The sequence below is a fragment of the Microbacterium sp. NPDC007973 genome (assembly GCF_042958465.1).
Classification (GTDB): domain Bacteria; phylum Actinomycetota; class Actinomycetes; order Actinomycetales; family Microbacteriaceae; genus Microbacterium; species Microbacterium galbum.
The window spans coordinates 658,785-670,649 of record NZ_JBIBJJ010000001.1 but is presented as its reverse complement, the minus strand read 5'-3'; the positions used below and the strand labels follow the sequence as shown (position 1 = coordinate 670,649).

10 protein-coding genes and 1 riboswitch are annotated in these 11,865 nt (G+C 70.7%); of the genes, 3 read left to right on the top strand and 7 right to left on the bottom strand.

Translation table 11 applies throughout. The features are described from left to right. Positions 1–206: 206 nt before the first annotated feature. The 3 genes from ACFZA2_RS03320 to ACFZA2_RS03310 all read right to left on the bottom strand — a co-directional run bounded on the left by ACFZA2_RS03320 (position 207) and on the right by ACFZA2_RS03310 (position 3,518). On the bottom strand, positions 207–1,607 hold the full coding sequence (locus ACFZA2_RS03320) for a L,D-transpeptidase family protein (RefSeq protein WP_315993414.1): 1,401 nt from the start codon (positions 1,605–1,607) through the stop codon (positions 207–209). 124 nt (positions 1,608–1,731) lie between these two features. After that, positions 1,732–3,135: an FAD-binding oxidoreductase gene (locus ACFZA2_RS03315; protein ID WP_391400579.1), complete on the bottom strand. Its 1,404-nt coding sequence runs from the start codon at positions 3,133–3,135 to the stop codon at positions 1,732–1,734. Further along, complete coding sequence (locus ACFZA2_RS03310) at positions 3,132–3,518, bottom strand: YrdB family protein (RefSeq protein WP_315993412.1); 387 nt, start codon at positions 3,516–3,518, stop codon at positions 3,132–3,134. The genes ACFZA2_RS03315 and ACFZA2_RS03310 overlap by 4 nt, the downstream gene beginning before the upstream one ends. Positions 3,519–3,791: 273 nt before the next feature. Then, a riboswitch (ZMP/ZTP riboswitch) is annotated at positions 3,792–3,877 on the top strand. 58 nt (positions 3,878–3,935) lie between these two features. Here ACFZA2_RS03310 and glyA point away from each other — a divergent pair. The 3 genes from glyA (at position 3,936) to ACFZA2_RS03295 (ending at position 7,026) form a co-directional block, all read left to right on the top strand. Next, positions 3,936–5,210, top strand: coding sequence for a serine hydroxymethyltransferase (glyA, locus tag ACFZA2_RS03305; RefSeq protein ID WP_391400575.1), 1,275 nt, complete (start codon positions 3,936–3,938; stop codon positions 5,208–5,210). A gap of 299 nt (positions 5,211–5,509) precedes the next feature. Then, positions 5,510–6,391: a bifunctional methylenetetrahydrofolate dehydrogenase/methenyltetrahydrofolate cyclohydrolase gene (locus tag ACFZA2_RS03300; protein ID WP_391400572.1), complete on the top strand. Its 882-nt coding sequence runs from the start codon at positions 5,510–5,512 to the stop codon at positions 6,389–6,391. Between the two features lie 149 nt (positions 6,392–6,540). Then, entirely contained in the window at positions 6,541–7,026 is a 486-nt protein-coding gene (locus ACFZA2_RS03295) for a cytochrome C5 (protein WP_391400569.1), read from the top strand. A gap of 74 nt (positions 7,027–7,100) precedes the next feature. On the opposite strand, the gene ACFZA2_RS03290 is transcribed toward ACFZA2_RS03295, so the two are convergent. From ACFZA2_RS03290 to hpaE, 4 genes are all read right to left on the bottom strand, one after another. Next, the gene (locus ACFZA2_RS03290) at positions 7,101–7,916 is read right to left on the bottom strand and encodes an HpcH/HpaI aldolase/citrate lyase family protein (RefSeq protein ID WP_391400566.1); all 816 of its coding nucleotides are present in this window, start codon (positions 7,914–7,916) and stop codon (positions 7,101–7,103) included. After that, on the bottom strand, positions 7,901–8,686 hold the full coding sequence (locus ACFZA2_RS03285; RefSeq protein ID WP_391400563.1) for a fumarylacetoacetate hydrolase family protein: 786 nt from the start codon (positions 8,684–8,686) through the stop codon (positions 7,901–7,903). Before ACFZA2_RS03285 ends, ACFZA2_RS03290 begins: the two co-directional genes overlap by 16 nt. 258 nt (positions 8,687–8,944) lie before the next feature. Next, positions 8,945–10,090 (bottom strand): 3,4-dihydroxyphenylacetate 2,3-dioxygenase, encoded by a 1,146-nt coding sequence (gene hpaD, locus ACFZA2_RS03280; RefSeq protein ID WP_391400561.1) that lies wholly within the window; start codon positions 10,088–10,090, stop codon positions 8,945–8,947. 171 nt (positions 10,091–10,261) lie between these two features. After that, a complete protein-coding gene (gene hpaE / locus ACFZA2_RS03275; RefSeq protein ID WP_391400558.1) occupies positions 10,262–11,782 on the bottom strand; it encodes a 5-carboxymethyl-2-hydroxymuconate semialdehyde dehydrogenase in 1,521 nt (506 codons plus the stop codon). Positions 11,783–11,865: the final 83 nt, after the last annotated feature.

Below are 11,865 nucleotides of genomic sequence, written 5' to 3'. Positions count from 1 at the left end.
GTGCGCGAGAGGGACCCGATCCCGGGGCGGAAGGGCCGGCCGAGGAGGGGAACTCCCGCGGTGCGTCGCGCCCACGGGGACGGCCCGCGCGATGTCACGCCCGCGTGCGCGGACGGGGTGTCGCACGCCCACTCGAGGGAGGGGCTCCGAAACGGGACGAGGGGCGGATGCCATCCGGCACCCGCCCCTCGAAACGGGATCCGGGCTCAGTAGTGGACCGACACCTCGGTGCCGCGGTAGGCCCAGTCGTAGAGCTCCTTGGCCTGCGGGATGGTCATGTTGATGCAGCCGTGGCTCATCGGCGTACCGAAGTTGTTGTGCCAGTAGGTGCCGTGGAAGCCCTCGTCGCCGTTGAAGTAGGCGACCCAGGGGACGTCCTTCGTGCAGTAGTCGTAGCCGGGGACGCAGCCCATGTCCTGCATGGCCGTCTTCCAGCCGATGCGGAACTCGCCGGTGTGGGTGGCGTGGTCGCCCGCGCCCGACGAGATCGTGTAAGTGCGGTACACCTGCCCGTTCTGCCAGAGCGTCGTGGTCTGCGTGCTGAGGTTGACGTCGATACGGCGCTCGGTCTTCGTCGTCTCGAAAGGCGTCTCGGCCACGGTCAGGGCGTACCGCCCGTTGCCCTCGGCGAGCTGCGTGGCGAAGGCCGCGGCGATGCCGGCGGTGTCGCCGAGCGAGCGTCCGGTCTGGCCCTCGGTGTTGGTGTGGATGACCTCGCCGCCGGTGTCGACGATCACGTCGGCGTTGATCGCCCCGCGATCGACCGCGGCGGGGAGCCCGGCGACCGCATCCTGTATCGCGGCCTCGTCGGCCGAGATCGCGAACGCGCCCTTGCCGTCGGGGGTGACGGTGAGCCACGAGGCGGCGGTGGCGCGGTCGACGGTGACGGTGCGCTCGTCGCCGACGTAGAAGCCGGCCGAATCGAGGATGCCGTTGAGCGTGCCGACCGCGGCTGCGGCCTCGTCGGTGGAGACGGGGGCGTCGACGGGCACGAGCGAGGCCTCGACGGTGGTCGCGGCGGTGCCGGCGTCGAATGCCGACTGCAGCGCCGCGGTGACGGCGGTGACATCGATGCCCTCGCCGGCCTCGGCGGGGGTGGTCACGTAGGCCTGCGACCCGGCGTCGTACGCGACGGTCGCGTCGACGGGAGCGCGGTACGCGCCGGGGGCCTTGTCGCGGAGAGCTGCGGCGGCCTCGGCCTCGTCGATCTGGACGGACACGCCCGTCCCCTGCGGGAACCACGACGAGGGCTTCCACATCGGGTTGTCGGCGAAGGCCTTGTCGGCGAGGGCTGCCGCGTCGACGGTCGCGCCGAGGTCGGCACCGGTCACGACGACCTCACCCGCGGGGCTCTCGACCGTGACGGCCGTCTGCGCCAGGCGCGACTCGATGGCCTGCGCCGCAGCGCCGGCCGTGAGACCGCCGATCTGCACGCCGGCGACCGAGGCCCCGGGGGCGATCAGCACGAGCGACGCGGCGATGAGGGCCACGGCCGTGGCACCGGCGGGGATGCCGATCCACAGGCCGGAGCGGTTCTTGCGCGGCTGGGGCTCGGCGGGAGCCCAGGCGTACGTCGCGCCGTCGGTGCCAGGTGCGCCGTCGGTCATAGTCAAACCCCCCGGAAGTCAGTCTTCCCATGGTAGAGGCGCACACTGCGCGTCTGCCCTGAGCAATATCACGGTCTGATCACGCCCGTGGCGCGACGCGGCCGTGCCGGCCGGGAAGCGCGACTCAGGGAGCGAACACCTTGCCGGGGTTCAGGATGCCGAGGGGGTCGAAGACGCGGGCGATGTCTCGTTGCAGGGCCCACTGATCGTCGCCCAACTCCTCGGCGAGCCAGCGTCGCTTGAGCACGCCGATGCCGTGCTCACCGGTGAGCGTGCCGCCGAGCGCGAGCGCCGCGCGGAACAGCTCCTCCGCCGCCTCCCACACCACCGGGGGGACCTCGGGCCCCTCGAAGACGAAATTCGGATGCAGGTTGCCGTCGCCCGCGTGGGCGACGGCGGGGATGACGAGGCCGTACTGCCGTTCGATGCGGGCGATCTCGTCGAACATGTCGGGAAGCGCGCTGCGGGGGACCGACACGTCCTCGATGAGGGGGGTGCCGAGCGTCTCCATCGCCGGGTGCATGGCCCGCCGCACCGCGAGCAGCTCCTCGCCCTCGGCCGCGTCGGCCGCGACCGACACACGTCCTCCCGCGGCCTCCAGCACCGCGGCGATGGCCCGTGCTTCATCGACCGCGACGGGGCCGTCGGTCTGGATCGTCACCTGCGCCGCGCCCGCGGGAGGGGTGGGCAGTGAGAGCAGGCGGTGCACGGCGGCGAGGCTCGTGGCATCCATCAGCTCCATGATCGCGGGCTGCACCCCGGATGCCGTTACCGAGGCGCAGGCGACGGCGGCGGGGCGCACGCCGTCGAACAGGGCCGTCAGGGTCACGCGCTCGCCCTCGACGAGGCGGCGGAGCTTGAGGGTCGCGCCCACCACCACGCCGAGCGTGCCCTCGGATCCGATCACGAGCGAGGTGAGGTCGAGGCCGGTCACCCCCTTCACGCTGCGGTGGCCGAGGTGGAGGAGGCGGCCGTCGGCGAGCACGAGGTCGACGCCGAGCACCGCGTCGCGCACCACGCCGTACTTCGCGCACAGCAGGCCGCCGGCACCGGTGGCGATGTTGCCGCCGACGGTGGAGATGGCCCGGCTCGCGGGGTCGGGGGCCCACCAGACTCCGTGAGATTCGAGGTGGGTGTTGAGGTCGGCGTTCAGGATGCCGGGTTCGACGACGGCCAGCAGATCGTCGGGGCGCACCTCGAGCACGCGGTCCATCGCGCGCACCGACAGGCTGATCTCACCGCCGCCGGTGTTGGCGCCGCCCGCGAGTCCCGTCCCCGCTCCGCGCGGCACGACGGGCGTGCGCGTGGCGGTGGCGATGCGCATGACGGCCTGGACGTCGGCGACGGATGCCGCGTGCACCACCGCGAGGGGGAGGCCCTCGGCCGCGTGGCCCGATTTGTCGGCGCGAGCCGCCTCGAGGGCGGCGGGGGCGGTGTCGACGCGCGCGCCGAGTTCGGCCCGGAGCAGCGCGAGGACGTCGTCACCCGCGCGCTGCGACGGCGTGAGGTGCGCCGTCTCGTCGGTCATGCCAGGCGCCGGCGGCCGTTCAGGGCGCCGAAGACGACGGCGACGATGGCGAAACCGAGGCCGATCCAGGCCTGGCCCATGCTCCACCAGGCCACAGTGGCCGCGGCGTAGACGAACAGCTCGACGATGGCGCGCACGAAGGGGTGCACGGCGAGCACCGCGCGGGGTGAGACGAACAGGGCCCAGACGATCACGGCCAGGGCCGGGGCGCCGATGCCGGCCACGATGTTCCACGGCAGCGGCCACGCGGTGAAGCCCCAGATGGCGAGCGTCACGAAGGCGAAGAGGCCGCAGACGACGCTGCCGATCTCGACCGCCGTCGGCCGCGGGCGCATACCGGGAGCGAGGGGCGCCTGCGCGCGGACGTTGGGGGAGTCGGTCACCCCGCCATTTTACGCGGGCCCGCGGGCTCGGCATCCGGGATCGCTCACCGTCGAGCCGATCGCGCCGCAACCGAGGTCCCTGAGCCTGTCGAAGTGACCGGGACCCGTAGAGGCCCCGGTGGCTCCGACGAGCTCAGCCACCTCTGCGGCGGATCGGGCTGACGCGGGCCGTGGCGGCTTCGACGAGCTCAGCCCCCTCCGCGTCGAGAGGAACCTGTGGAGCAACGGTGGATGCCGGGTCACGCGAGGACGCGCACGTGATACGCGATACAGTGGCACCGTCGCGACTGGCGTTGAGGTGGGACACCACCGGGGAGCGACCGCTTGACGGTATTCGACCGCACGCCTGGGTCGATGCGGTATTCACGCGGACTCGCCCGAGCCCGCGGCATCCGGAACCATCGTCAAGGAGATCGCATGACCGATCCGTACTTCAACGCCCCTCTCTCGGAGGTCGACCCCGAGATCGCCGAGGTCCTCGAGCGCGAGCTGAACCGCCAGCGCGGGTTCCTCGAGATGATCGCGTCAGAGAACTTCGTGCCCGTCTCGGTGCTGCAGTCGCAGGGCTCGGTGCTGACCAACAAGTACGCCGAGGGCTACCCCGGACGCCGCTACTACGGCGGCTGCGAAGAGGTCGACGTCGCCGAGTCGCTCGCGATCGAGCGCGCCAAGCAGCTGTTCGGCGCCGAGTTCGCCAACGTCCAGCCGCACTCCGGCGCCTCCGCCAACGCTGCGGTGCTGCACGCGATCGCGCGCCCCGGCGACACGCTGCTCGGTCTCGCCCTCGACCAGGGCGGCCACCTGACGCACGGCATGAAGATCAACTTCTCGGGCCGTCTCTACGACATCGTCGCGTACGGCGTCGACCCCGAGACCAGCGTCATCGACATGGACGAGGTGCGCCGTCTCGCCGTCGAGCACAAGCCGAAGGTCATCATCGCCGGCTGGTCGGCCTACCCGCGTCAGCTCGATTTCGAAGCGTTCCGCGCGATCGCCGACGAGGTGGGCGCCCTCCTCTGGGTCGACATGGCGCACTTCGCCGGTCTCGTGGCCGCGGGCGTGCACCCGAGCCCGATCCCGCACGCGCACGTCGTCTCCACCACCGTGCACAAGACGATCGGCGGCCCCCGCTCGGGCCTGATCCTCACCAACGACGCCGACATCGCGAAGAAGATCAACACCGCGGTCTTCCCCGGGCAGCAGGGCGGCCCGCTCATGCACGTCATCGCGGCGAAGGCGACGGCCTTCAAGCTCGCGATGACGCCCGAGTTCAAGGAACGTCAGGAGCGCACGCTCCGCGGAGCGGCGATCCTTGCCGACCGCCTCACGCAGGACGACGTCAAGAACGCCGGCATCGCCGTGCGCTCGGGCGGCACCGACGTGCACCTCGTGCTCGTGGACCTCCGCGAGGCCGAGATCGACGGCAAGCAGGCCGAAGACCTCCTGCACGACATCCACATCACCGTGAACCGTAACGCCGTGCCGAACGACCCGCGTCCGCCGATGGTGACCTCGGGCCTGCGCATCGGCACCCCGGCGCTCGCGACCCGCGGTTTCGGCGACGCGGAGTTCACCGAGGTGGCCGACATCATTGCGCTCGCGCTGATCCCCGGTGCCGACGTCGAGGCTCTCCGCGCGCGCGTGGCGACGCTGACCGAGGCCTTCCCGCTGTACCCCGACCTGCAGCAGTGAGCCCCAGCCGGGGCGGGATCGTTTCGCGGCGGTCCCGTCCCGGCATCCGGCCCCTCGCCGTCGCGTGCGGCGCGCGGAGCCCGCTGCACGCGTTCTCCCGGGCCCGGACACGTCGGTCCGCTCTCGGCCACCCCGATAAACGCCCGCTGCACCCGGAAACGCTCGCTGCGAGCGTTTGCCGGTGCTGCACGCGTTTATCGCGGGCGAGGCGGGCACTCAGGAAACAGGCGCGCGGCCCGGGACGACGACAACGCCGCGACACGTCACACACGAACGACACGAACAGAACGAGGGATGCCATGACGGCGACGATTCTCGACGGAAAGGCCGCCTCGGCGGCGATCAAGGCGGAGCTCACCGAGCGCGTCGCGGCTCTGCGCGAGCGGGGCATCGTGCCGGGAATCGCGACCGTGCTCGTGGGCGCCGACCCGGCCTCGCAGCTGTACGTCGGCATGAAGCACAAGCAGTCCGAGGCGATCGGCATGAACTCGATCCAGGTCGAGCTGCCCGCCGAGGCCACGCAGGAGGAAGTCGAGGCCGTCATCGACCGGCTCAACGCCGACCCCGCCTGCCACGGCTACATCGTGCAGCTGCCGTTGCCGAAGCACATCGACACCGACGCGATCCTCGAGCGCATCGATCCGGCGAAGGATGCCGACGGCCTGCACCCCACGAACCTCGGTCGTCTGGTGCTCAACGTCAACGCGCCGATCCACACGCCCCTGCCGTGCACGCCGCGCGGGGTCATCGAGCTGCTGCTGCGAGGCGGCTACGACCTGAAGGGCAAGGAGGTCGTCGTCGTCGGCCGCGGCGTGACCATCGGCCGCTCGATCGGGCTGCTGCTGACCCGGCGCGAGATCAACGCGACCGTCACCCTCACGCACACCGGCACCGCCGACCTCGCCACGCACCTGCGTCAGGCCGACGTAATCGTCGCCGCGGCGGGCGTGAAACACATCGTGCGCGCGGAGGACGTCAAGCCGGGAGCTGCCGTCCTCGACGTGGGCGTCACGCGCGAGACCGACCCCGAGACGGGGAAGTCCCGCGTCTACGGCGACGTGCACCCCGACGTGAGCGAGGTCGCCGGGTTCGTCTCGCCGAACCCCGGGGGCGTCGGTCCGATGACGGTCGCCCTGCTCATGACGAACGTCGTCGAGGCGGCGGAGCGCGCGTCGGCCTGACGGTCTCGCCCGACGTGCTCCCGGGCGGTGTCGCCGGCGTCCCCTCACCACCGCCGAACGGTGAACCACGACCTGCCGCCGGTTGAACACACGGAGCAGCGCCCGCAATGGGGGAGGCGAGAGCTCTCCGGACGTGTCAGAGTTTGTACATGACTGAGTCCGTGCTGAACGACCTCCTCCGCCGCGTCACCGAGAGCGGCCTCCTCGACGACGCCCAGATCGACGAAGACAGCGTCATCGGCGCGGGTCACCTCGACGCCGCGGGCGTCGAGGTCGAGGTCGACCTCGATCCCGAGCTCGATGAGGACGATGAGCCCGACCTCGACGCGATCATGACCGGTCTGAAGGACATCCTCTCGGTCGGCGAAGAGCGCTGGCGCGCGATCGTCGAAGAGGTCTCGAGCGACATCGAAGACGCGCTCGATGACGGCGAGCTCGACGCCGACGTCGACCTCCGCACCGATCTCGAGGCGATCGGCGTAGGCGTGTTCGCCGATGCCATCATCGTCGTGTTCGCCGGGCAGACGTCGTTCCCCGATGCCCTGGTGCACGTGCAGCTGACGCCCGACCTCGAGGTGGAAGACATCGAGATCATCGGCGATGACGACGACGAGGAAGACGACGACGAGGACTGACCCTCGACACTCCGACGGGCCGGGCGAGCGATCGCCCGGCCCGTTGACGTTTCCGGCGCGCGACCGGTCGCGCCTCAGTAGCTCTCGCGCAGCCCCGTCGGGCCCGGCGTCGACCGCTCGGTGACGAACCGCGCCGCGAGCGCCTCCGACGCCCGCGCGAGGAGGGCGACGTCGGCGCCGACCGCGACGAAATCCGCGCCCGCGTCCAGATACGCCTCGGCCACGACGGGGTCGAAGGCGTTGACGCCGACGGGGGTTCCGGCATCCCGGCAGGCGGCGAACACCGCGTGCACCGCCGCGACCACGTCGGGGTGCGACTGCTGCCCGAGGAGTCCCATCGAGGCCGACAGGTCGGAGGGGCCGACGAAGACGGCATCCACCCCCTCGACGGCGGCGATCTCGGCCGCGGCGGCGACACCGGCGGTCGTCTCGATCTGCACCGTCAGCGACACGTGCTGCGCGGCGGTGGCGAGGTAGCCGTCGACGCGGTTCCAGCGGGCGCTGCGGGCGAGGGCGCTGCCGACCCCGCGGATCCCCTGCGGCGGGTAGCGCGTGGCCGCGACCGCGGCGCGGGCCTCGTCGGCCGACGAGATCATCGGCACGATGAGGTTCTGCGCGCCCGCGTCGAGCACCTGCTTGATGAGCACGGGGTCGTTCCACGGCACGCGCACCACCGGGGTCACGGGGTAGGCCGCGGCCACCTGCAGCTGCACGAGCACGGTCTCGAGCGAGATCGCGGAGTGCTCCATGTCGAGCAGCAACCAATCGAGGCCCGAGCCCGCGGCGATCTCGGTCACGGTGGCGTTGCCGGAGCACACCCACATGCCGGCGAGCGGACGATCGGATGCCGCGAGGGCGGCCCGGAAGGTGGGGCTCAGACGAAGCGGCACGAGATCGTTCCCATCGGTCCGTAGTCGCACAGCACGTCGTCGCCCTGCGACACCCACATCGGGCGCGTGAACGATCCTGCCAGGATGATCTCGCCGGCCTCCAGGCGCGCGCCGTGCTGGTGGAACTTGTTGGCGAGCCAGGCAACGCCGGTCGCGGGGTGGCCGAGGACTCCCGCGGCGACCCCGGTCTCCTCGATCTCGCCGTTGCGGCTCAGCACCCCGGGGACCCACCGCAGGTCGATCTCCTCGGGACGCTTGTGAACGTCACCCAGCACCATGGCGCCGTAGGCGGCGTTGTCGCTGATCGTGTCGACGATCGTGCGGCCCTCGAGCTCGATGTGCGAGTTCAGCACCTCGAGCGCCGGGACGGCGTAGTTGATCGCGGCGAGGGCGTCGTCGAGCGTGCAGTCGGGGCCTTCGAGGGGGGTCTTGAGTACGAAGGCGAGCTCCACTTCGATGCGCACGTTCGAGAACAGGGCGACGGGGATCTCGTCGCCCGAGTGGTACACGGTGTCGTCGAACATCACGCCGTAGTCCGGCTCGGTGATCCCCGTCGCCTGCTGCATCGCCTTGGACGTCAGCCCGATCTTGCGCCCGACGAGGGTGCGGCCCGCGGCGATCTGCGTATCGCGCCAGCGGCCCTGGATGGCGTAGGAGTCCTCCACCACGGCATCCGGATACCGGGCCGTGATCCGCGGGATCACCGCGTGGGTGCGGTCGGCCTCGGCGAGCTCGGCCGCGATGGCGTCGATCTGTGCGTCGGTGAGCATGGGGTCTCCTTGGTCGGTTTCACGAGCCTCGTCCCACTTCTGGTGGAGCGTGTCCCACTTATGGCTGATTGAGAGGTGCCAAACCCGCCATAAGTGGGACATGGGTGGGTGGACGGCTTGCGGCTGTGCGCATGTCCCACTTTTGGCGGAGCGTGTCCCGGATGTAGCTGGTTGAGGAGTGCCTAACCAGCCACGACTGGGACATGGGGGCGGTTGCGCGGGCTGGGGCGCGGTCGCGGCTGCGGCTGCGGCTGCGGCTCAGAGCTGGTTGCCCAGCTTGAACTCCCCGTCGCGCTCCTCGGGAGCGCGCGTGTAGCTGAAGCCGTCGGCGCCGATGGTCACGGCCATCTCGCTCGCGTCGGTGCGGGAGCGCACCGGCTGCGGGTTGCCGTCGAGGTCGAGCACGAGCGAGCCGTCGGTGTACCAGGACGGCACGACCGGGTTGCCCCACCAGTCGCGGCGCTGGTTGTCGTGCACGTCCCAGGTGATGACGGGGTTGTCGGGGTCGCCCGTGTAGTAGTCCTGCGTGTACACCTCGACGCGGTGCCCGTCAGGGTCGCGCAGGTACAGGTAGAACGCGTTCGAGACGCCGTGGCGGCCGGGGCCGCGCTCGATGGCATCCGATCGGCGGAGGGCGCCGAGCTTGTCGCAGATCGCGAGGATGTTGTGCTTCTCGTGCGTCGCGAAGCACACGTGATGCATGCGGGGGCCGTCGCCGCCGGTCATGGCGGTGTCGTGCACGGTGGGCTTGCGGCGCATCCACGCGGCGTAGACGGTGCCTTCTTCGTCCTGGATGTCCTCGGTGACGCGGAAGCCGAGCGCCTGCATGAAGTTCACCGCGCGCGGCACGTCGGGCGTGATCTGGTTGAAGTGGTCGAGGCGCACCAACTCGCCGGGGGAGTGCAGGTCGTAGCGCCACGACAGACGCTCCTGGTGCTCGGTGTCGAAGAAGAACTCGTACGGGAAGCCGAGGGGGTCGACCACGCGTACCGAATCGCCGATGCCCTTCGTGAAGCCGTTCGGCTCGCGGCGGACGTCGCAGCCGAGCTCGGTGTAGAAAGCGACGGCCTTGTCGAGATCCTCCGCAGAGCGCACGCGGTACGAGAACGCCGCGACGGCCGCGACCGGTCCCTTCCGGAGCACCAGGTTGTGGTGGATGAACTCCTCGGTCGAGCGGAGGTAGATCGCCTCGTCATCCTCTTCGGTGACGTGCAGGCCGAGGATGTCGACGTAGAAGACACGGGATGCCGCGAGGTCGGTGACCACGAGCTCCATGTACGCGCAGCGCAGGATGTCGGGCGCGGGGGCCGTCGGGGTGGGGATCGGGTCGTCGGAGACGATCGGGGCCTCCTGGGTCACCCAGAACCCGGAGGAGGTCTTCTGTTCTTCGGTGTGCTTCGTCATGGGGTCGCGTCCTTGCGTGGGGTGGGTGTCGGATGCCGGGAGGGCGGGTCTCGCCGTGAGATCACGCGATCGTGACGAGGCGACTCGCTGTGAGGGGCGCGGATCGCGTGGTCTCGCGCGGATCGCGTGACCTCGCCGGTCGGCGCGACGGCGGGGCGCCCGGGCACGGAATCAATGCGCCGGCGCCTTGCCGAACGTCGGGTTGTGGGCGCCGCCGAGCGTGATGTGCACGGCCTGCTGGTCGGTGTAGAAGTCGATCGAGCGGTAACCGCCCTCGTGCCCCAGGCCCGAAGCCTTCACGCCGCCGAAGGGGGTGCGCAGGTCGCGGACGTTGTTGGAGTTGAGCCACACCATGCCCGCCTCGACGTTCTGCGCGAAGTTATGGGCGCGCTTGAGATCGCTCGTCCACACGTAGGCGGCGAGGCCGTACTTGGTGTCGTTGGCCAGCGCGAGGGCCTCTTCGTCGGTGTCGAACGGCGTGATCGCCACGACGGGGCCGAAGATCTCCTCCTGGAAGAGCCGCGCATCGGGGGCGACGTCGGCGAACACGGTCGGGCGCACGAAGTTCCCCTCCGGGAACTCCTCGGGGCGGCCTCCACCGGCGACCAGGCGCCCTTCGGTCTTGCCGAGCTCGACGTACGACATGACCTTGGCGTAGTGCTCGGGGTGCACGAGCGCACCGACCTCGGTCGCGGGGTCGTCGGGGGGCCCGACCTTCACGCGATCGGCCTGGGCCGCGTACCGCTCGACGAAGGCGTCGTACACGTCGCGCTGCACGAGGATGCGGCTGCCCGCGGTGCAGCGCTCGCCGTTGAGGGAGAACACCCCGAAGATGGTCGCGTCGATCGCGGCGTCCAGGTCGGCATCCGCGAAGACGATCGCGGGGCTCTTGCCGCCCAACTCCATCGACAGGCCCTTAAGGAAGGGGGCGGCATTGGCGAAGATGAGCTGCCCGGTGCTGCTCTCGCCCGTGAAGGAGATGAGCGGGACGTCGGGGTGCTTCACCAGCGCGTCACCGGCGTCTTCGCCGAGGCCGTTGACGAGGTTGAACACGCCCTCGGGCAGGCCCGCCTCCTCGAAGATGCCCGCCCACAGGGATGCCGAGAGGGGCGTGAACTCCGCGGGCTTGAGCACCACCGTGTTGCCGGTGGCGAGCGCCGGTCCCAGCTTCCAGGACTCGAGCATGAACGGCGTGTTCCACGGCGTGATGAGGCCGGCGACGCCGATCGGCTTGCGGTTGACGTAGTTGAGCTGACGTCCGGGCACCTTGAAGGCGTCGTCGGTCTGCGCCACGATCAGGTCGGCGAAGAAGCGGAAGTTCTCGGCCGCGCGGCGGGCCTGACCGAGGGCTTGCGTGATCGGGAGCCCCGAGTCGAACGACTCCAGCTCCGCGAGGCGCTCGTCGCGCGACTCGACGATGTCGGCGATGCGGTGGAGCACCCGCGAGCGCTCGCGCGGCAGCATCCGGGGCCAGGGGCCCTCGGTGAACGCCTTCCGGGCGGCGGCGACCGCGAGGTCGATATCGGCCTTCTTGCCCGCGGCCGCCCGCAGGTAGGTCTGGTTCGTCACCGGGTCGAGCACGTCGAACGTGTCGCCGTCGACGGAGTCGACGAACGATCCGCCGATGTAGTGCTGGATGTGCTCGGGCAGGTCGGCCGGGGTCCGGCGGGAGGTGGTGAGCGGGGTGGTCATGCGGGCTCCTTCGGTGAAGAGGGGTGGATGCCGGGGACCTCGCGATCCACGACGTCGGCGTCGTTCGAGGCGCGGGGTGTCGG